Source organism: Corynebacterium poyangense (genome assembly GCF_014522205.1).
GTDB lineage: Bacteria > Actinomycetota > Actinomycetes > Mycobacteriales > Mycobacteriaceae > Corynebacterium > Corynebacterium poyangense.
On record NZ_CP046884.1, the window covers coordinates 193,935 to 212,993 of the forward strand.

The window sequence follows — 19,059 nt, forward strand, 5'->3', positions numbered from 1 at the left end:
GGGCAAATAGCGCGCTAGGGTTCAAGTTGCTACGGAAAAGTTCTACACAGCTTCTCCTCGCAGTGCAGTTAGAAATCTCCGAAAGGAAACTCTCATGATTGATTCCATCCACAACCTTTTCAACGCTGGTCTCGATGGTGCTGGCTCCGTTTTCCAGGCAATCATCGGCGGCATTGCTAGCCTGGGTGGCGCTCTGGGCACCTCCATCAAGGGGGTCGTTGACGCTATCTTCGGCTAAACTCACGTTCCTCGGTGGCGCCAACAGGCCACTGTTGTGAGAATCCACAAGTCCTGCTGTGATCTCTACAGATCCAGCGGGGCTTCATTTTTTTGTCAAGAGTCTCAAGACTCCGTGGAGGACAGATGCTCAAGGGGTTGGCATCAGATAGGGGGCGGTGGGCGCAAAGAATCCCACGAATCATCAGCATAAGATGCTCTCGACAATAGATGTTCCTGTGTGCATTGAAAGCGTACTTGATAGAAAATTTGTCGGCCATGAGATGCCTCAAGAGCGGTTCTAGCACAATACAGTTTCCACAAGTACGCCTATAGTTGGCGCCTTCGTTAAAAACCGACGAGCGCATTTATGATTTGATAACCAGATAAAAATCTCGGTAATTCTATGGGCATTGTGGAAAGGTCGTTTTAGCCCCAATGAAAGTGTCGTATCTTCGTCGATACCGCCTTGCCTATTATTTGAAGTCCACTGCCCTTACGATGCCGGTACTGCCGATTTGGTGCAGTGAACAGGCGGGAGTGGGAGTATCGATTTACCTTGCAGGTATGGCAATTCAAGGAATAGCATCCTTGGCTATTGACTTTCCGCTGTCAATATGGAGTGACAAGACCCAACCGCGGATTCCTTATGCACTAGGACTGGGGATCTTTGCTTTAGCGTTTATTGCCACAGTCATCGGTGGTTTAGGTGGATTCGTGGGTTATCTTGTCTCAATCTGTCTTGCAGGTGCTTTGATGTCAGGATCTGACACTGCCCTGTTGATGAATATTACGAAAGAGCATTTCCAAGCTGAGATCTATGAGCTAAATCGTCGCTTTTATCTCTTGACTAGTGGTTTATTTCTAGTGGGAGTAGGTCTGTATTTAGTATCGCCCAAGCTATTGTTTGGTGTTCAGGCATTTGTTCTAGTTGTCGCCGCTTGCCTCATCGCGACGATCCACACTGCTGATCATAAGCATCTAGAAACCGGCATGTCTCAAAGAGCTACTTCCGAAAGCGATTGGCGGATTAGACCGACGCTTGTTTGGACTGTAGTTGTTATGGCCATTTGTTTGGCTGGGGGAGAATTCGAGGCTGCCAATCAATTACTTAACCGCAGTCTCCAAATTTTGGTCGCTGTTGTAAGCCTTCCGGAGATCAACAGTCTATGGACTGTGGCTGGTGTACTTGTCCTCACGAATATGTTATCTTCGCTGGGTTTAGGTGCTCGCGCTCGGCAATTGAGCGAGAAGCATGGGCTACGTGCCACGCTTGGCGTTATTACGACGGGGACAGTATCTGCTCTTATTTTTATTAACAGTGGCCTGCTCCCCGTGATCGTGCTGGGGGCTGTCCTCATGGGAATGACGAAAGGCATTTACCGACCGCTTTTTACTACGCTTGCTGTGCAAACTTTACCTTCCGCACGCTGGAAAGCCCGGTGGTTGTCAGTAACAGGCATGTTGTCTAGCCTGGCTTCTTCTCTCATAAATGTGGCGATTGTGCTTGGTGATCCTCCTGAGTCGGAGATCATCTGGCATATGGTGATTCAGATGCTGTGTGTTGTGGTACCCACGGTGGTTGTAATAAGCACATGGCAGCGGTTAGAGGTGCCTTTGGCTCATACAACAGGCACAAGCAACACTTCCCGACGCGTTACACAACTCGGAGAGGATCGTCCTGCCTGGTTCGAATAGAGGTAGTTCTTCCGCTCACCAGGGTTTTTCTACGATAATGGGATCTTCCTCCGGGATCCGCATACCCACCGCTGATGACAATAAACGTAGTGAATTCATAGTTATTGGCGGAACCGTACTAACAAATATGGGCCTAAAGCGCGTTCGGATAACTCAACGATCAGCCCTGTGGCTGAACGTGCACCGCAGTGGTTCTTGACCCATAGTCTGCTCTATGCGCAGGTGGCTAAGCGAGTGCTGGCCAAAGTGATAGGCATCGTGATGACTACATTGAGAGACGAGGAGTCGTTAGCTTCAAGCCTGGGAATGAGGTACAGAAGTCTTTGTGGTGCGTCGAGTAAATCTTCTGCACATATATCACTGAGGCGTCGGAACACCTATCCTTCCCCCACCCCTCTAGCTGAAAACGGCAGATTGACCTAGAGATCCATCAATTCGCGAATCCGCTCCGGTAGCTGGTCTTGTTGGCAAATCTGCTCTCCTTCGTAGTCGCGAAGAATTTGATACACCTCGCCCCGTGAAACGCTATCTAATAGTGGCAACTCTTGGGCCATAAGCCGGGTCATGAAATCATTGAGCGGAAGGTCAGTTCGTTGTGCCGCGATATGTTCTTCGGGCGCAGTGTCCTTCTTCTTAAAGAGACCAAACATGCTTGCCACCCTACCTTCTAAGATATGATGCATGACCTTGCAGTACCCCGTCATCGCTGTTGTTGATCAGGAACCGTTCGCTGAGTCTCAAGAGACTACGGTGATTTGGCATGTTCAAACAGCTCCGGATGTTGCAGAAAGCTCTGGAAAACTCTCTGGGGCCTGGGTAGTGAGCCCGAAGCAGGGCGACGTCCCTGTCGATCAGCTCCAGAACCTGCTGCACAACACCTATCACGTGGATGCCCACAATCCTCACTTGGAGAGCTTCGTTGCCGCCCTGAATGATGAGGTTTCTCGAATTAAGGCTTTTCAGCCATCGTCGGATTCCGGAAAGAAAAGTTCGCTCACAGTTCCTTGTCTTATGGTTCCGGCTGCTCCGGATCTCACTGAGATTGCCGAGGCTTATCATGGTGAGACGCAGGGGCGTCGCGCCTGGACAGTGGCCATGGCTTTGGGGGAATTAATCAGCGCCTGGCATGAGATTGAGCGGGCGCGCCGGGGTCGGAAATATCTTCGAGAGGGTTTTGGCGCAGAGATTCGTCCTTTCCCTCTTCCTGAAGCTTCCACCAAATAAAGCTACGCTGGGGGGTATGTCTTCCAGTTCCGGTCGAGCCGCCATCTTGCCTTTTCCCCGGCAGGGTCGGGTTCAGGGATGCCCTCCTAAGGTGCTGCCACCGGAACGCACTGTGGTGCTCCAGGTTTGTCTGCGCGGTGAGGGGGTGTATCGGATCCTCGGCGTGAAATCCAGTCTTAGTTTGGCGGAACTGGGTGAAGTTCTCGCTATTGCTCTCGGGGTTGATGAGGTATCCGCCCCCCATACTCTCCGTGATCCGGTGTCCCCCCAGCCACTCTGTCCGCAACATCCGGTTTCTCAGCAACTCTTTTATCCGGGGGACAGGCTCCTTTATCAGTGGGGTTTGTGGTGTTTTGAACTAAATGTGGTGGATAGCCATCCTCGGGACACAGCTACCCCAGAGCGTCTATGCATTGGTGGTGCCGGGGAATTCATTGGCCGGAATTTTAACCTGGCGCATATAAATTCCCGGCTTAGTGGGGAAAGTCACTCCGCCAAAGTTCTGGCTACTGCTCACCCTGATCTCCAAGACTGGGTAATCAGGGCCGGAAGCGCTAATTTCATTCCGCTGTTACAGGCCTTGGATCTTTCACGTCCCACCACCTTAAGCACTAGAACTCAGCGGGCGTTGGAGTTATTACCCCTGGAAACTTCGGCTTTATCCAGGGATTCTTGGTGGGCAACACTGATCTCCTTGAGTTGTTTATGTGGGCGACGTGAGCAGGCACGGATTACCGAGGAATTGATGGACTCGCTGGGGTGGTCTAGTGGTGGAGCGCCGCTTTGTGCTGAAGATATTGCCCACCAATGTCGGGATTCTTTGGCGGTGCTGTACCAGTTGGGGGCCTATTGCCCAGCAGGAGAGGCCAGATTATCTCCGGTTGAGCGATTAGAAATTTACCGATTCCTCCTAGCAGGGTAGTAGGCTGTGGGATCGTGTCTGATCTATCCGGAAATTCTGCAGCAATAAGTGCCCAGCCTCTTCCTACTCCGCCGAGTGCTCAGGAGCACGGGTTTGGGGTACAAGCTATGCGTTTCCTGGTATCGGGAGTTATTGCTGCTGTCGTAGATCTTGGATTAACCTGGACGCTGCGATTAGGTTTGGGTTTCGATGTAGTTCCCTCCCGATCTACTGGTTTTATTTTCGGAACACTGACCGCCTATCTCATTAATCGACGCTGGACCTTCCGTGCCGAACCATCATGGCGTCGTTTCCTCGCCGTAGCGGTGCTCTACGGAATCACTTTTGGTATCAATGTCGGTGGTCAGAAACTTGGCGAACATCTCTTCCTGTCCTGGGGGTGGGCGCCTGTTTTTGCCTTAGTGGTGGCCTTTGTTATTAGCCAGGGTATTGCCACGGTCATCAACTTCATTGTTCAGCGAACCGTGATTTTTAAGGTCTCCTAATAAACGTTCGTACTTCTCGGTCGTAAAGCAGCTTCCTGGTCCGGTTAGGTGATGCGCCGATTAGGCTAGTCGCCAGGTTTCGGGAAACGTTCTTTCCGGCCCATACGATGAAGCCTAAGCCATTCTCGGAAACCGGCGGGATCTTTACGATTGATCAGGAAGAACCAGGCAAAGCGAGCATATTCCTGTGGGAGGAGACGTCGCATCCCCGGTTGATTCATAAGGTACCCCCGGTTGCGGTAGGTGAAAAATCTCTTTCCCTCATGCTCGGGGTATTGGGTGTGCATTCGGCCACCAAGGATGGGTTTGAATTCCTCAGACCCGTCGGGGTGGAGGTAGGCGGTGGTTAGGCAAGTACCAAAGCGCTGCCCGGAGCGTACCAGCCTGCGGTGATATTCCACCTCATCACCGCGGATAAAGAGCCTTAAGTCTGGAACTCCAATTCGGTCAATGGTATCGGTGGAAAAAAGCGCTCCATTGAAAAGGGATGCTATACCCTCAAGGAGATCATCGGAGAGGTTATCTGGGTCCAGTAATTCCTCGCGGTAGCGTCGCCACTGCACACCGCGTCGTAGCGGAAAGGCCAGTTTAGTTGGATCAGCCAAGTCACATACCACGGGTGACACCGCATCTAAACCGTGGCGTTGAGCGCATTCCATCAATGTGGCGAGGACGTGTGTGTCTTCGGGGTGCCCGTCATCATCAGCACACCACACGGCATCAGCACCTAGGGCTAGGGCGGTGAGAAAACCGTAGGCAAAACCCCCGCCCCCGCCTAAATTGTGGCGCGAAGGAAGATACACTCCGCGGTCTCCGGCAATTTCGGCAAGGAGTTCTCGCACGGCGGTTTCATGACCGTTGTCAACAACAATGATGTGCTGGGGCGCTAGGGTTTGGTGAGCAACTTGGGTTAAGGATGCGCGAAGCAGATCGGCTCGATGATGAGTAACGATGACTGCAGCAATATTTTGGGCACCGGATAGAGAACCAGGGGTGGACATAGGTGTCATTTTAACGACGGTTCTCGGCGATATCGGACATGAGTCGACGAACGTGCTCACCAGCGGCTTTGCCCTCATAGGCTTCTACTACGTCATCGACATAACCGGCTTTCCGGATTTCTCCATGGTCGATCCACAACCCCGTGGTACATAGCTGGGCCAAAAAGTCATTGGAGTGGGAAGCGAAAACGAGGATGCCGGAGCGTTGCACCATGTCTTGGAGCCGAGTGCGGGCCTTAGCCATAAAAGCAGCATCGACGGCGCCGATGCCTTCATCGAGCAGGAGGATCTCCGGCTCGATGGAGGTCACGACTCCCAGGGCAAGTCGGATTCTCATACCTGTGGAGTAGGTGCGCAGCGGCATAGCCAGATAATCACCCAATTCAGAAAATTCGGCGATCTCGTCCATCTTCTTTTTCATTTGACGTCGAGTCTGACCTAAGAACAACCCCCGAATGATGATGTTCTCATAACCGGAAATCTCTGGGTCCATGCCCACTCCGAGGTCAAAGACGGGGGCCACTCGGCCGCGAATATCGGCCGAGCCGCGCGTCGGTTCATAAATCCCGGATAAAAGCCTTAAGAGCGTGGATTTGCCGGCACCGTTATGGCCCACCAAACCAACTCGGTCTCCTTCTCGGAGATGTAGGTTGATATTCTTCAAGGCTTCTACCACGACGACGTTATTGGAGTTTCGGCCAATAGCGCCGCCGGCGGCCCCGAGAAAGGCTTTTTTCATCGAGCGGGACTTGGCGTCAAAGATCGGGAAGTCCACGCAGGCGTTGTAGGTATCGACGGAAACCACGTGCTGTCCTCTGCTAGTTGGGGAAAGTTAATGATAACGGGATAGAGAGATACCGCAGCTACTGGGAAGCTTCCTTAATCCAGCGAGCTAAGGCATCGACGGTGGCATTATCACCGGGTCCTGGTTTTAAGAAGTAATTAGCGTGGGCGCCGCCTCCATTATTCATAGCTGTGCTTGCAGAGTTAAGTCCGCCGTCGCAGGCGAAATCCTGAGCTAAGCAATAATTGACTCGATGGGATGGGTCAGTGGCCGCTAAGGTGCGAGAGTTGACGGGTAAATCCCCGAGCACCCCATGCCCGGTTCCTGGCTGACCTATAAGCGAGGGATCACCAGGGGCCAGAAGAGGGTTGCCAAGATAAACAGCACCGCGTAATCGGCCCCCAGTATTATTCTGAACCTCTTTTTCAGTTGCTTCTAAAATCACCGCACCTTGGGAATAACCCAGGAAAATATACTGCGGGTGGCATCCCAACGCTGCGTCATTAGCCGCCACGACCCGTGGTACGCCAGTCACCCCGCGGTAGACAGAATCACTCAGGCCATTAATGGCAGTAGCCGCAATTTCTTGGGGCGGGGTATGAGAGAGCAACGTGGCGACGCGTCGGAGCGTTTCTTGCGGAGTCACATCCTCATCCACCTCGGCGATGCGGGGAATATACAGTGAGGCCGGATAAACTTCCGCATCCAGGGGAAGAACTTGCACATTCTTCATCACCCCAGGGTGTCTTGCCTCTACCGCCTGCAGTAGGGCGCGGAGGTTTTCTTCCTCATAACCGTTGCTCACCCAAGGGGAGTCAGGATGATAACGAGTAGGTTCGAGGTTTTCGTTCTGCTCTGAGCCACGAGCTGCGATGATGGTAACCGCAGGGCATTGCTCAGGGGCGCGGCTGGGGGACATGCTTTCAGCGACAGCCGGGCTTGATGCCAGTCCCACCCAGCAGCTGAGAAATGTGCCAGCCGCGGCGGCGAGGGTCAAGAGTTTGTGGGGAGTTGCCATCAAGTTCTCCTAGACCCAGTAGCTAACCCGGAACCGCCACTGGCGCATAGCGAGCAGCGCAATGATGAGGCCGACGACGGTGCAGGCGATGACTACCCACCAGTGATAAGCGGCGACGGGTTGGCCGATCATGGGAGCTCGGACTACTTCAAGGTAGTGGAATAGAGGATTGAGCTCAGCGATTTTCGCGCGTGAGGACACCCCGCCGCCTTGTTGGTGGAGGGTGCTGGTCATCCACACGATCGGGGTGACGTAGAACAGAAGTTGGGTTAGCGAATCAAGGAGAGGGGAGACATCGCGGTAACGGGTGGCGATGATGCCGAAGAACATTGAGACCCAGACTCCGTTAATGATGAGGAGAGCTAGCCCTGGGACAGCGAGCAGGATCTCCCAGCCGAGGTTTCGCGGGAAGATGATGAGCAGTAATACCCAAATAACTAGATTGTGGAGCAGGAATAAGGTTTGGCGCCACACCAGGCGGTAGACGTGGACGGATAGTGCCGATGGGAGTTGTTTAATGAGACCCTCATTGTCGATGAAGATATCTGATCCCTCTTTAATACAGCCAGAGATAAAGCCCCACATGATTAGTCCCACGGTGACGTGGGGGAGGAATTCTGATACTGAGATGCCGAAGAGTAAAGAATAAAGCAGTCCTAGGGCAAGAGCCATGACACCGGTGGCGATGGTGATCCAGAGGGGACCTAAGACTGATCGACGGTATCGTTGCTTGATGTCTTGGATACCCAGTTGCCACCACAATTCCCGTTGATGAAACCCGCGGACCAGATCCTGCCAGGCGGTGGCAAAAGTCTGTGAGCGCGATGGCGGAATGACCCGGTCATCCGTTGTTGTCATCCGGGATAAATCATCGGCCAACTCAGAGGTATGCAGAGCTGCTACATCATTTTCTTTATCCTGCACGAAATTTACCCTAGCGTGTCCGGGTAGCCCCGTTCACCTTGGCTCTCGCATTCTGAGCTTAAACAGGGCATAATTCAGGGGAGACTAAGCCGGGTAATCCACCGATCGTGAATGGACATTAAGTGAAGGAGGCAACCTACATGAGTTATGACGTTGCTCGTGTACGCGGGTTGTACGTCTCTATTACAGCAGGTTGGACCTATCTTAATGCTCATCAGCGTCCGCAGATTCCTGAGCGAGTAAGTAGTGCCGTGGCTCGAGCGTTTAGAACGGCTCCTCAAGTGACGGAAAATAGTGGGGGATATGGGTCACATTCGCGCCATTCCCAGCCTGGGCACATTGATGCCTTGCGTTCTTTGCACGCTGCTCGGATGGCGATAGCGGATTTATGCGGAGCCACTGCAGACCGGGTCTTGCTGGGAACTGGCTTAGCGGAACTGTATCGCCAATTAGCTGCTGCCATGCAACCGCTGCTAGGGAACTCCTCGTCAGTGGTGCTGAGTCAGTTGGATCCGCCGGAGCTTAATGCGGCTTTTACGCAAAATTCGGTCGCTGAGGTTCGTTGCGCCCAACCTGATCTGGGCACCGGGGAGTTACCAGCCTGGCAGTATCGAACAGTGGTTGATGGCAGTACCCGATTGGTGTCAGTAGGTGCGGCTCACTCCTCTTTAGGTCCAGTGGCTCCAGTTCGACGAATTGCGGAAATCACCCATCAACGTTCCCGCGCCTGGGTCCTCGTCGACGCCACGGCCTACGCTATGTATCGCCCTATCTCGCCGGATTACTGGGACGCTGACATTATTGCCATTGATGTGGCGAAATTAGGTGGACCAGAAGTCGCAGCCCTGGTATTCCGAGATACCGCGATGCTAAAACGGCTACGAGCACTCAACCCTCATTGCCCGGAGGACTCCACCGCAAAATTGGAATACCCGGTATCGGCAGGTTTAGCCGGCGGGGTGCCTGCGTTAGTAGATCATTTAGCTAATTTGGTGGATTCCCCCGGAACCCGACGCACTCGACTACTGCACTCTATGCGGGCTTTGGCCCGCTATGCCGAGGACTTGGGCTATTACCTGCTGCGTTCCTTAGAATCGCTTCCGGCGGTCCATATTTTAGGGGTATCCGGTGAAGCCGCCGGCGGCGGAGTTCATGACCGTATCCCCTGTGCCAGCTTCTTAGTCCACGGGGTTCCCGCGGCGACTGTCTATCAGCGTTTAATTGACAACGGTTTGGTATCTACAGTGGCGCAACCTACCGAACTCATGGAGAGTATGGGTGCCGTTGACGCCGGCGGGGCCGTGACTGTGTCGCTGTCTCCCTTTTCCACCACTCACGATATTGATCAGCTCATCCGGGCTATGGCTTCGCTGGCTTAAACCTCAAGGACGAGTTTTCCGCTCACCTCCCCGGAATCGAGAAGTTCGTGAGCCCGAGCAGCTTCAGCAAGCGGCAGCGTGGCATGGATGTGGTTTTTGATACTGCCATTCGCTAGGAGCGGCCACACATGCTCAAGAGTAGATGCGACGATGGCGGCTTTATCTTTCCGAGGTCGTGACCTTAAGGTAGTTCCTCGAATGGTCAGCCGTTTCATCATCAACAAACCCAGGTTGACTTCTGCTTTACGGCCACCCTGGACAGCAATAGTAATCAGATTCCCCTCTGGTGCGAGAGCCCGGATATTGCCTTCCAGATAAGGGCCACCTACGACATCCAAAATGGTGTCAACAGAGTTCTTGAGCTCCTTAGACCAGTCATCCTGACGGTAATTGAAGAGCATATCCGCGCCGAGTTTCCGGCAATACTCTAGCTTTTCAGCACTGCCTGCGGTGACTGCTACCTCGCAGCCCTGGGCTTTGGCTAATTGGATAGCGAATGAGCCGATCCCGCCTGCCCCGCCGTGAATAAGGACTCGCTGCCCGGCGGATATTTTGGCTATTTGCCCTAGGTTATTCCACACCGTGCACGCTACTTCTACCACGGCGGCGGCTTCGGTGAGGGAATAACCATCGGGAATGGGAAGCAACTGCCCCTCCGGAACCGCTGCATATTCGGCATAAGCGCCGCCGGCTAGCAAACAGCATACTTCTTCACCGGTGGTGCGCTGGGTGTCGCCGGGATCAGCGATAACTCCGGCGCATTCTAAGCCAATGATGTCGGATTCACCGGGGGGTGGTGGATAGTTTCCTGCTGCCTGGTTGAGATCAGCCCGGTTTACCCCGGCAGCGTGGATCTTGACGAGGACTTCTCCTGGTTTAAGCTGCGGTACGTCGACCTTCTGAAGTTCTAATGCCCGGTTGTTGTGGGGATCGGTTTGCACGATGGCGTGCATTGATGAGGAATTATTCTGCTGAATCATGCTAACCCAGGGTAGCGTCCCGTGGCGTTATGCGCTTGGAATGGTTTCCGGTTAAATCCTCAGTGGCCGGATAAAAATCTGGCAAATAGAACTGACGATGCTGAGGACGGCTAGGCCTATTGCGGCGGAGAGCCAGGATTGCACCACCAGAACAATCCCCACCTGTTCCAGGGCGTAATAGCTCAGCCCCAGCAGAGCTAGGCTCAAAAGCACGGAGAATAGTCCCAAGGTGAGGATGCGAAGAGGTAGGCTTGCGCGTCGGACTATTGTGGCGAGCACGGAATTAATGAGGGTCCAAACGGCTGCGGCTACCAGTAGCGTGGTCCACGGGTTGTGGTATTGACTGCGAAGACTAATCCCTGGAACGTACGCCAGCACCACATACATGCCGATGGCAATGACGAGCGTATGAAGTAGGAAGTTCCATAAGAATCTCACCCTAAAGATTCTACTGTTTTTGGTTCGACGTCTAATCAGCTTGGAATAACCACTCTGCGCCGGTTATTTCCGCTTTGGTGCATGGTCCGCTAAAGTAGGGACGTCTCATGGTTCGGGGATTACCGGGCAGTGAGTAAGGGAGGCGTGGCAGAGCGGCCGAATGCACTGGTCTTGAAAACCAGCGATGGGAAACCATCCGCGGGTTCAAATCCCGCCGCCTCCGCCAAAGTCACCAGTCAACACGGTAATTAGTTGAGTGGTGACTCTTTTTTGTAAGAGCTAGAGGGACAGCCGTTTCCACGCCTCTAAAAAGGCGGTGGTTTCTTCCTCATTGGTGATGCTAATTCTTAACCCCTCGGGGAATGGGCGCAGGATAATTCCTTCTTCAGCCATAGCGTTAGCTATTTTCTTCGCGCGTGAGGGATCATCCATGGGCAACCAAATAAAATTTCCTTGAGAGGGTTGGGCTCCAACAGCGACTGCGGCTCGATCCCGTTGTTGGATAGTTTCCGCGGTTGCGGACAAGATTTCTGCCTTGTGTTCGAGGCAAAATTTGGCTGCGGCCTGGGCAATAGTGCTCACCGAAAACACCGGGGCAACCTTATAAATCGCTTCAATAATGCGTGGATTACCGAAGGCATACCCTACTCTCAACCCAGCAAGCCCCCATGCCTTAGAGAACGTACGCAAACCAATGAGGTTCTCGTAATTCTTGATCTCTTCTACCGCATTGGGGGTATCCTCTGCCTGGTTGTACTCAAAATAGGCTTCATCCAAGGCAACGACAATATCCTTAGGGACTTTTCCCATAAACTCAGCGAACTGAGCTTGGGTGATGGTTGTTCCGGAAGGGTTATTGGGGTTGCACACAAAAATCAACCGTGTGCGATCAGTGACGGCGTTGGCCATGGCATCAAGGTCTAAGGACTGATCGGGTTGAAGGGGTACCGCGACGTCTACTGCACCATGGACCCGGGCGAAAAGGGGATAGGCTTCAAAGCTGCGCCAGGGGAAGATGACTTCATCGCCATCTGTGCAGGTGACTTGAACTAACTGTTGGCATAATGCCGAAGATCCCGTACCGACCGCGATCTGGTTGACGTCAAGCCCCAAGTGCTGCGCTAAGGCCTTCTTCAAGGCAACAGCATCATTATCGGGATAGCGGTGTGGATTCTTAAGCTCCCCCATAATCATGGTGCTGAGTTCCGGGAGCGGGAAACGAGCGAGTTCATTGGATGAGAGCTTCACTGCTTCCGGTGCATCTTCCCCCGGTAGGTAGAGGGGAAGCTGAGCGATGTCTGGTCTGATCATGACCACAGTCTATATTTGATCTAGATCACATTTTTGCTCATATCTGCAGGAAACATGGATTATTGCACCGGTAGAGAATTGACCACCTCCCAGAGCAGCCTGGCAGCTACCTTGGCAGTACGATCATCAATATCAAAGCGGGGATTAAGTTCCACTACATCAACCAGACGCAGCTTTCCACTGGCCGCCACAGAGGTAATGATGTGGCGGACCTTGTGCAGGTCAAGCCCGATTGTGGCTGGGGCGCTTACCCCGGGAGCAACAGCAGCGGAAAGAACATCCAAGTCAATGGACAAATGCAGGGAATCAACGTCGTTAATTCGTTCGCGGAGAATATCTGTTATTTCTTTCAGGCTTGAATTATTAAGGTGGTCCTCTTCCCAATAGCTTGCGCCTAGAGAGTCTGCGATGGCAAATAACTCTGAGGTGTTATTGGGCCGAGAAATTCCGAGGACGGTGTAGTCTGCGCCGCAATGAAATTCCTGGCAGATCTGATAAAAGGGTGTTCCCGAGGTAGCTTCCTGGGCCTGGCGTAGATCAAAATGAGCATCCACGTTTATGATCCCCACCGGGTGTTGTGAGGGAAGTCCTCTTCTTAATCCGCAGTGAGAGCCATAGGCAGTTTCGTGGCCTCCGCCAAGAACCAACGTGAGGGGATGGTGGTGAACTGTGGAAGCTACCAGCGTGGCTAGTCTCGTCTGTCCAGCTTCAAGATCTTGATCTGACACCACGACGTCGCCATAATCCTTCAAGGATCGAGGCGTGCCATGGACTGCCAAGGCCCCCAAAGCCGCACGGAGTTTATCGGGGGCGCAGGCTGCTCCTGGACGGCCTAAGTTACGTCGAACCCCTTCGTCGCTGGCGAAACCGATGACAGCAAGCTCTCCGGTTTCCTTGACCAAGTGGTGCCACCGCTGCCCATCATTGCGCCCATCCCAGGCCTGTGAAGGTTGATACATGTGGCAATAATAAATGAAAATCCAGGTCATCCGGCATGAGCTAGGTCAAGACTTGTCTGAAACTCCGGAACTCTGATTAATCTGAGGTTATGACCCAGAACACTTCACGCAGTAGCAAGGTGCCAGCTGCACAGCATACTTTGGCAATCTTAAAGCTGCTCACTGCGGTAGATGCGCCCATGTCTGCTGCGCGTATTGTTCAGGAAACTAGGATTCCGCGATCTACGGTTTATCATCTTCTGGCAGTGATGGAAGAAGCTGGATTTGTGGTTCATCTTCACCAAGAAAAGGCCTATGGTTTAGGGCTAGCAGCGTATGAGATGGCGAACGCTTATTCTCGGCAGCAACCTTTAGCGCGGGTGGGGCTGCGTTTTGCTCGGCAATTGGCATTGCAGGTGCAAGGTAGTGCACATATTAGTTGTTTATCCGGATCGGAAGTGCTGTATTTGCTTGAGGAACGCGCACCAAACGGGGTGCGATTACTCACCGATGCAGGCGTTCGTCTCGAAGCGCTGCGGACAGCGAGCGGCAAAGCCATGCTTGCTTTTCGAAGCTCCGCTGAGATCAAGGCGGCAGTCGGGGTGTGTGGGGTTGGAGGGCAGAAATATCGGGATGTGGAGCGCGAGTTAGAAGAAATTCGGGATCGCGGGTGGGCGACGGAATACGCGCAGGTCAGCCCCGGCCAGGAATCAATCGCGGTTCCTATTTTCGATCATCTTGGCCGGGCTGCCTCTGCCTTAGCAGTGACCTTTTCAATCGGATCATTAGATAGGCGGAACATTGCGGAATTGATAGAGGAGGTGAGGGAATCAGCCGCAAAAATAGCGATTGCGGTGTATCGTACTAGGCCAAAATAACTGCTATCACCTGCGAAGTCTTGGATACCGGATAGCTAGTCAACTAAAACTCTCCACTGCCTCTAGTGATCTGAAATACATTAAAGACTGATAGCTCCGATGCTCAAAGAAAGGTAGCGGTGATCATGTCAACTTCCCATCCCCGAGTCATCAAGGCTCCCCGCGGAACTCAGCTCACGGCTAAATCATGGCAAACCGAAGCGCCTATGCGAATGCTCATGAATAACTTGGACCCTGAGGTGGCTGAACGTCCAGAGGATCTTATTGTCTATGGTGGGACCGGGCAAGCAGCTCGCAACTGGGAAGCATTCGACGCCATTATTGACGTGCTTAAAAGCCTCGAAGAAGATGAAACTTTGCTTGTTCAATCAGGCAAGCCGGTGGGGGTTTTCCGCACGAATGTTTGGGCGCCTCGGGTTCTTATTGCTAATTCAAACCTCGTGGGCGATTGGGCAAATTGGCCAGAATTTCGGAAGCTCCAGGCTGAAGGTTTAATGATGTACGGCCAAATGACTGCCGGTTCGTGGATCTACATTGCTACTCAAGGAATTTTGCAAGGCACCTTTGAAACTTTTGCTGCTATTGCGAAGAAAAAGTTCGACGGCTCTTTGCGCGGAACTATCACCTTGACCGGGGGATGTGGCGGTATGGGTGGTGCTCAACCTTTAGCTGTGACACTTAATGGTGGGGTGTGTGTAATTGTGGACGCGGATCGGAGTCGACTGGAACGGCGAAAAGCAAAGCGCTACCTTGACGTCATAGCTGAATCCGTTGATGATGCCGTTACTCAAGCACGAGAAGCACAGTCTGCTAGCAGGGCTTTGTCTATTGGGGTGGAAGCCAATGCCGCTGATGTATTCCCAGACATGCTTGCGCGGCATCGTTCCGGAGAGATCCGGATAGACATTGTGACTGACCAAACAAGTGCCCATGATCCTTTGTCCTATCTGCCGCGGGATGTGCTTTTTGAGGACTGGCACCGTGAAGCAGAAGAGGATCCAACTACTTTCACTAAAAAGTCACGTGAGTCAATGGCTATTCAAGTTCAGGCCATGGTGGAATTTATGGATGAAGGGGCAGAGGTCTTTGATTACGGAAACTCTATTCGGGATGAGGCGCGGTTAGCGGGCTATAGCCGAGCTTTTGACTTCCCCGGTTTTGTTCCGGCCTATATCCGGCCGCTGTTCTGCGAGGGGAATGGACCGTTCCGTTGGGTGGCTCTATCCGGTGACCCGGAAGATATCCGGATCACGGATCAGGCGCTTAAGGAATTATTCCCCGATAACGAACACCTTCATCGTTGGTTGGACGCCGCAGAAGAATTTGTTGAATTTGAAGGTTTGCCGGCGCGGATTTGTTGGCTCGGTTATGGTGAACGCCATAAAGCCGGGTTGCTATTTAATCAATTAGTCCGGGAGGGCAAGCTCAAGGCCCCGATTGTTATTGGGCGCGATCATCTAGATTCTGGATCCGTTGCGTCGCCTTACCGAGAAACTGAGTCCATGCTCGACGGATCCGACGCTATCGCTGATTGGCCGCTCCTGAACGCCTTAACGTCGACGTCGTCGGGAGCTACCTGGGTATCAATTCACCATGGTGGCGGTGTGGGCATGGGTCGCTCTATTCACGCCGGTCAGGTCATAGTAGCTGATGGGACGGAGTTGGCTGCGCAAAAACTGGAGCGGGTTTTGAGTAACGACCCTGGGATGGGGGTTATTCGACATGTTGATGCTGGTTATGAGCGTGCGAATGAGGTCGCCAAGGAACGCGGTGTGCGAATTCCGATGCCGTTTACGTCACGGGAGTCCGGGGAGTAGGAAATAGCAAGGAAGACTATCGGTCACCGACTTAAGGGTGATTGCTTTGCTCGCGAGGAGATCTTCCTTCCCTGCAGACGACGTCTGAGAAAAACTATTGACACTCAATGGGAAATGAGCGAAATTTTTTGTGATGCAGATGCGATTAATGCCGAAGAAGAAATAACAGGCATTAGTTAGCTGAGTGCGGCCTGGGCTATCACAGGTTCTTGGCTTGTGGTAACTGCCCCACCTTATAGAACAGAAGGAGAACAGCGATGACTGACTCATTGCGGGAGAACTCACCAGGAGTAATCCGGGTAGAGCGCCGGTCTGTTGGTTTTATTCCTCAACAAGAGCGGTACGGTAACGCCTGGAATCAATTTACTCTGTGGTTCGGGGCAAATCTGCAAATCACCACGGTGGTCACTGGGGCACTCGCCTATGTGTTAGGTGGAGATGTCTTTTGGTCACTTATCGGACTATTCATCGGTCAAGTAGCTGGTGGCGTGGTGATGGCACTGCATTCCGCTCAAGGGCCTCGGCTCGGTCTTCCCCAGATGATCTCTTCCAGAGCACAATTTGGGGTCTATGGCGCAGCAATACCGCTGATCCTCATCATCTTCATGTACCTTGGTTTCGCCGCTTCAGGGACAGTGCTCGCCGGGCAAGCAATCACCAACCTTTATCACGGCTCTACCTGGAGCGGGATCCTTATTTTTGGTGCAGCCAGTGCAGTTTTCGCCATCATCGGCTACAACATCATCCACCGACTAAGCCGCTGGGTCAGCGTAATAAGCATCATCGCATTTGCCTACTTATTCTTTCGTTTCTTCATCATCGCCGATGTTGGGGACCTACTTAGCATCAAAGAATTTACCTGGCCATCATTCTTACTAGCTATGGCGTTATCTGCGTCATGGCAAATAGCCTATGGTCCCTATGTTGCTGATTACAGCCGCTATCTTCCAGAAAATACGAAATCAAATTCTGTTTTTATTTTAACCTTAGCCGGAACAGTAATCAGCTCAACAATAGCTATGAGCTTTGGTGTTTTTATTGCCGCCTGGGCGGGCGATGCATTTAAAGGTGATGAGGTTGGCACCGTAGTTCGTCTCGGTACAGGAGGTGTGGTCGCCGGTCTGATATATCTTTCTATCGCAATCGGAAAACTATCTATCAATGTTTTAAATACGTACGGTGGATTTATGTCCATGATGACCACATATAGTGGTTTTCGCGGGAAAGCTGAGATACCTCAGAGCCTTCGCATCATATCGATATTAATCATGACTACTATTAGTTGTTTAATTGCGCTATTGGGACGAGATGAATTTCTTCCAGCTTTTAGCTCTTTCCTTCTTTTCCTACTAACATTCTTTATCCCTTGGTCGGCTATTAATCTAGCTGACTTTTATTGGATATCTAAAGAAAAATATGATGTCCCCGCCTTAGCTGATCCAGATGGACGTTATGGGCGGTGGAATGTTTCGGCACTTATTGCTTTTATCGGCGGCATCCTCATCCAGCTTCCTTTTGTTGCTACCCACTTTTACACCGGACCGCTAGTGGCAAAGCTAGGTGGGGCGGATATTTCGTGGATTGTCGGACTGGTTGCCACTACTGTTCTCTATCTAGCACTTCGCCCCTTAGACCGTCGCACTTTTCCAGACCACACCATTCTTCCTGAAGAAAATCCAGTCAGGCACGTTGACGGAAGCTAACTATGGGTGAGGATCTGAGGAAAACACCCGTGCTTGATGGTTCAGCAGTAACCGGGGTCAGTAATGAGAAGCCATTGACCTCAGTGACACCGGGTGCAGGTACGTTGCGAGGCTTGTCGAACAGGAAAGAATCATGAATAATTCTCATTCCCACGCAAAGATTTTTTATGGCATATCGGAACTTCATACTGTTTCTCACCAGGGAGTCATCAACGATGCTGCCATCGTTATCGACGATGGCATAGTGCAATGGGTGGGGGAACAGCGCTTAGCTCCAGACGTCGACAATAGTGTGAATCTCCAGGGCAAAGCGGTTCTCCCAGGATGGGTGGACAGCCACACCCATATGGTTTTTGCGGGGGACCGTTCTGCGGAATTTGAAGCTCGTATGGCGGGGGAAGATTATGTTGCCGGTGGAATTGCTCTCACTATGGAAGCGACTCGACACACCGGCGAACAAGAACATATCCGGCTCCTTGAGGAACGTGTTCAGGCGGCCTATGAAGGCGGAACCACGACTCTGGAAACGAAAACAGGATATGGGTTGGATGTTGCTTCCGAGGAATTAGCTGCGCGAATTGCTGGTCAATACGTTGATGACGTGACATTTTTGGGTGCTCATTTAGTACCGCCAGGCATGGACAGTGAGGACTACACCGATCTGGTGTGCGGGCCGATGTTAGAGGCGGTGAGCCCTTATGTGCAATGGATCGACGTGTTTTGCGAGCGCGGAGCGTTTAGCGAGGAGCAGTCGCGTCGAGTGTTGCAGGCCGGGCTGGAACGCGGTTTGCAACCTCGGGTACATGGCAATCAATTAGGCCTTGGGCCGGGAGTAAAGGTGGCGGTTGATCTTGGGGCAGCAAGCGTCGACCATGTCAATTACGTCTCCGATGAGGATATTGCGCTTTTGGCTGCCTCAGACACCGTAGCCACAGTTCTTCCAGCATGTGATTTATCCACCCGGCAAACCCTAGCACCGGCACGAAAATTGCTTGATGCCGGGATCAACCTCGCAATTGCCACCAACCTTAACCCCGGCACCTCGTACACCTCCTCAATGAATTTTTGTATCAGCACAGCAGTACTGCAGATGCGGTTGAGTTTGGCAGAAGCTATCCATGCTGGGACAGCGGGTGGGGCTCGGGCATTGAATCGACACGACGTGGGCGAAGGCAAAGATTCTCAAGGAAGACCAGCTAAAGGTTGTTTAACCCCTGGTTCTGCGGCGGATTTCCAGGTCTTGAACAGCGCTCACGCCATTGATTTGGCGTATCGGCCAGGAATGCCCATGACCTACCAAGTTTATCGAGCCGGTCACCAAGTGAACTAACACCAGATATCAA

At 52.5% G+C, this 19,059-nt stretch carries 19 protein-coding genes and 1 tRNA gene; 11 read left to right on the forward strand and 9 right to left on the reverse strand.

Going from position 1 to position 19,059, the window contains the following annotated elements; all coding sequences use genetic code 11:
• Positions 1 to 94: 94 nt before the first annotated feature.
• Both GP475_RS00885 and GP475_RS00890 read left to right on the forward strand, forming a co-directional pair.
• Positions 95 to 238, forward strand: a complete 144-nt coding sequence (locus GP475_RS00885) for a hypothetical protein (RefSeq protein ID WP_187974805.1) — start codon at positions 95 to 97, stop codon at positions 236 to 238.
• 416 nt (positions 239 to 654) lie between these two features.
• Positions 655 to 1,914 carry an MFS transporter gene (locus GP475_RS00890; protein ID WP_187974806.1) on the forward strand — a complete coding sequence of 420 codons (1,260 nt, stop codon included), beginning with the start codon at positions 655 to 657 and terminating at the stop codon, positions 1,912 to 1,914.
• Positions 1,915 to 2,333: 419 nt separating this feature from the next.
• On the opposite strand, the gene GP475_RS00895 is transcribed toward GP475_RS00890, so the two are convergent.
• A complete protein-coding gene (locus GP475_RS00895) occupies positions 2,334 to 2,564 on the reverse strand; it encodes a hypothetical protein (protein ID WP_187974807.1) in 231 nt (76 codons plus the stop codon).
• Positions 2,565 to 2,595: 31 nt separating this feature from the next.
• Between GP475_RS00895 and GP475_RS00900 the strand changes: the two genes are divergently transcribed.
• The 3 genes from GP475_RS00900 (at position 2,596) to GP475_RS00910 (ending at position 4,545) form a co-directional block, all read left to right on the forward strand.
• A complete protein-coding gene (locus GP475_RS00900; protein WP_187974808.1) occupies positions 2,596 to 3,138 on the forward strand; it encodes a hypothetical protein in 543 nt (180 codons plus the stop codon).
• 16 nt (positions 3,139 to 3,154) lie between these two features.
• The gene (locus tag GP475_RS00905; protein ID WP_187974809.1) at positions 3,155 to 4,060 is read left to right on the forward strand and encodes a hypothetical protein; all 906 of its coding nucleotides are present in this window, start codon (positions 3,155 to 3,157) and stop codon (positions 4,058 to 4,060) included.
• Positions 4,061 to 4,167: 107 nt separating this feature from the next.
• Positions 4,168 to 4,545 carry a GtrA family protein gene (locus tag GP475_RS00910; protein WP_187975730.1) on the forward strand — a complete coding sequence of 126 codons (378 nt, stop codon included), beginning with the start codon at positions 4,168 to 4,170 and terminating at the stop codon, positions 4,543 to 4,545.
• 65 nt (positions 4,546 to 4,610) lie between these two features.
• On the opposite strand, the gene glfT1 is transcribed toward GP475_RS00910, so the two are convergent.
• From glfT1 to wzm, 4 genes are read right to left on the reverse strand one after another with little or no spacing between them, the layout of a single operon-like run.
• Entirely contained in the window at positions 4,611 to 5,546 is a 936-nt protein-coding gene (gene glfT1 / locus GP475_RS00915) for a galactofuranosyltransferase GlfT1 (RefSeq protein ID WP_394367396.1), read from the reverse strand.
• A gap of 10 nt (positions 5,547 to 5,556) precedes the next feature.
• Entirely contained in the window at positions 5,557 to 6,351 is a 795-nt protein-coding gene (gene wzt / locus GP475_RS00920; protein ID WP_187974811.1) for a galactan export ABC transporter ATP-binding subunit Wzt/RfbE, read from the reverse strand.
• 58 nt (positions 6,352 to 6,409) lie between these two features.
• On the reverse strand, positions 6,410 to 7,348 hold the full coding sequence (locus GP475_RS00925) for a hypothetical protein (RefSeq protein WP_187974812.1): 939 nt from the start codon (positions 7,346 to 7,348) through the stop codon (positions 6,410 to 6,412).
• Positions 7,349 to 7,357: 9 nt separating this feature from the next.
• On the reverse strand, positions 7,358 to 8,206 hold the full coding sequence (wzm, locus tag GP475_RS00930; RefSeq protein ID WP_187975731.1) for a galactan export ABC transporter permease subunit Wzm/RfbD: 849 nt from the start codon (positions 8,204 to 8,206) through the stop codon (positions 7,358 to 7,360).
• 206 nt (positions 8,207 to 8,412) lie between these two features.
• Here wzm and GP475_RS00935 point away from each other — a divergent pair, with 206 nt between their 5' ends.
• Positions 8,413 to 9,651 (forward strand): aminotransferase class V-fold PLP-dependent enzyme, encoded by a 1,239-nt coding sequence (locus GP475_RS00935; RefSeq protein ID WP_187974813.1) that lies wholly within the window; start codon positions 8,413 to 8,415, stop codon positions 9,649 to 9,651.
• Here the strand turns inward: GP475_RS00935 and GP475_RS00940 are convergent.
• Together GP475_RS00940 and GP475_RS00945 are read right to left on the reverse strand one after the other, a co-directional pair.
• The gene (locus GP475_RS00940; RefSeq protein ID WP_187975732.1) at positions 9,648 to 10,604 is read right to left on the reverse strand and encodes an NAD(P)H-quinone oxidoreductase; all 957 of its coding nucleotides are present in this window, start codon (positions 10,602 to 10,604) and stop codon (positions 9,648 to 9,650) included. The two genes, GP475_RS00935 and GP475_RS00940, sit on opposite strands and share 4 nt — an antisense overlap.
• Positions 10,605 to 10,682: 78 nt before the next feature.
• Complete coding sequence (locus tag GP475_RS00945) at positions 10,683 to 11,069, reverse strand: phage holin family protein (RefSeq protein ID WP_187974814.1); 387 nt, start codon at positions 11,067 to 11,069, stop codon at positions 10,683 to 10,685.
• A gap of 138 nt (positions 11,070 to 11,207) precedes the next feature.
• Here GP475_RS00945 and GP475_RS00950 point away from each other — a divergent pair.
• Positions 11,208 to 11,295, forward strand: a tRNA-Ser gene (locus GP475_RS00950).
• 53 nt (positions 11,296 to 11,348) lie between these two features.
• On the opposite strand, the gene hisC is transcribed toward GP475_RS00950, so the two are convergent.
• Positions 11,349 to 12,380, reverse strand: coding sequence for a histidinol-phosphate transaminase (gene hisC, locus GP475_RS00955; RefSeq protein ID WP_187974815.1), 1,032 nt, complete (start codon positions 12,378 to 12,380; stop codon positions 11,349 to 11,351).
• Between the two features lie 59 nt (positions 12,381 to 12,439).
• A complete protein-coding gene (hutG, locus tag GP475_RS00960) occupies positions 12,440 to 13,339 on the reverse strand; it encodes a formimidoylglutamase (RefSeq protein ID WP_187974816.1) in 900 nt (299 codons plus the stop codon).
• A gap of 89 nt (positions 13,340 to 13,428) precedes the next feature.
• On the opposite strand from hutG, the gene GP475_RS00965 reads away from it, so the two are divergent.
• The 4 genes from GP475_RS00965 (at position 13,429) to hutI (ending at position 19,046) form a co-directional block, all read left to right on the forward strand.
• Positions 13,429 to 14,196 carry an IclR family transcriptional regulator gene (locus GP475_RS00965; protein WP_187974817.1) on the forward strand — a complete coding sequence of 256 codons (768 nt, stop codon included), beginning with the start codon at positions 13,429 to 13,431 and terminating at the stop codon, positions 14,194 to 14,196.
• A gap of 125 nt (positions 14,197 to 14,321) precedes the next feature.
• Positions 14,322 to 16,013: a urocanate hydratase gene (locus GP475_RS00970; RefSeq protein ID WP_187974818.1), complete on the forward strand. Its 1,692-nt coding sequence runs from the start codon at positions 14,322 to 14,324 to the stop codon at positions 16,011 to 16,013.
• Positions 16,014 to 16,270: 257 nt separating this feature from the next.
• Entirely contained in the window at positions 16,271 to 17,716 is a 1,446-nt protein-coding gene (locus tag GP475_RS00975; protein ID WP_187974819.1) for a purine-cytosine permease family protein, read from the forward strand.
• Between the two features lie 133 nt (positions 17,717 to 17,849).
• Positions 17,850 to 19,046 (forward strand): imidazolonepropionase, encoded by a 1,197-nt coding sequence (gene hutI, locus GP475_RS00980; protein WP_187974820.1) that lies wholly within the window; start codon positions 17,850 to 17,852, stop codon positions 19,044 to 19,046.
• The last annotated feature ends 13 nt before the right edge of the window (positions 19,047 to 19,059 follow it).

What these genes read in the sequence shown, in the direction of transcription:
- GP475_RS00885 (WP_187974805.1), top strand. Translation starts at nt 95, where the DNA reads ATGATTGATTCCATCCACAACCTTTTCAACGCTGGTCTCGATGGTGCT.
- GP475_RS00890 (WP_187974806.1), top strand. Translation starts at nt 655, where the DNA reads ATGAAAGTGTCGTATCTTCGTCGATACCGCCTTGCCTATTATTTGAAG.
- GP475_RS00895 (WP_187974807.1), bottom strand. Translation starts at nt 2,564, where the DNA reads ATGTTTGGTCTCTTTAAGAAGAAGGACACTGCGCCCGAAGAACATATC.
- GP475_RS00900 (WP_187974808.1), top strand. Translation starts at nt 2,596, where the DNA reads ATGACCTTGCAGTACCCCGTCATCGCTGTTGTTGATCAGGAACCGTTC.
- GP475_RS00905 (WP_187974809.1), top strand. Translation starts at nt 3,155, where the DNA reads ATGTCTTCCAGTTCCGGTCGAGCCGCCATCTTGCCTTTTCCCCGGCAG.
- GP475_RS00910 (WP_187975730.1), top strand. Translation starts at nt 4,168, where the DNA reads ATGCGTTTCCTGGTATCGGGAGTTATTGCTGCTGTCGTAGATCTTGGA.
- glfT1 (WP_394367396.1), bottom strand. Translation starts at nt 5,546, where the DNA reads ATGTCCACCCCTGGTTCTCTATCCGGTGCCCAAAATATTGCTGCAGTC.
- GP475_RS00925 (WP_187974812.1), bottom strand. Translation starts at nt 7,348, where the DNA reads ATGGCAACTCCCCACAAACTCTTGACCCTCGCCGCCGCGGCTGGCACA.
- wzm (WP_187975731.1), bottom strand. Translation starts at nt 8,206, where the DNA reads ATGACAACAACGGATGACCGGGTCATTCCGCCATCGCGCTCACAGACT.
- GP475_RS00935 (WP_187974813.1), top strand. Translation starts at nt 8,413, where the DNA reads ATGAGTTATGACGTTGCTCGTGTACGCGGGTTGTACGTCTCTATTACA.
- GP475_RS00940 (WP_187975732.1), bottom strand. Translation starts at nt 10,604, where the DNA reads ATGCACGCCATCGTGCAAACCGATCCCCACAACAACCGGGCATTAGAA.
- hisC (WP_187974815.1), bottom strand. Translation starts at nt 12,380, where the DNA reads ATGATCAGACCAGACATCGCTCAGCTTCCCCTCTACCTACCGGGGGAA.
- hutG (WP_187974816.1), bottom strand. Translation starts at nt 13,339, where the DNA reads ATGTATCAACCTTCACAGGCCTGGGATGGGCGCAATGATGGGCAGCGG.
- GP475_RS00965 (WP_187974817.1), top strand. Translation starts at nt 13,429, where the DNA reads ATGACCCAGAACACTTCACGCAGTAGCAAGGTGCCAGCTGCACAGCAT.
- GP475_RS00970 (WP_187974818.1), top strand. Translation starts at nt 14,322, where the DNA reads ATGTCAACTTCCCATCCCCGAGTCATCAAGGCTCCCCGCGGAACTCAG.
- GP475_RS00975 (WP_187974819.1), top strand. Translation starts at nt 16,271, where the DNA reads ATGACTGACTCATTGCGGGAGAACTCACCAGGAGTAATCCGGGTAGAG.
- hutI (WP_187974820.1), top strand. Translation starts at nt 17,850, where the DNA reads ATGAATAATTCTCATTCCCACGCAAAGATTTTTTATGGCATATCGGAA.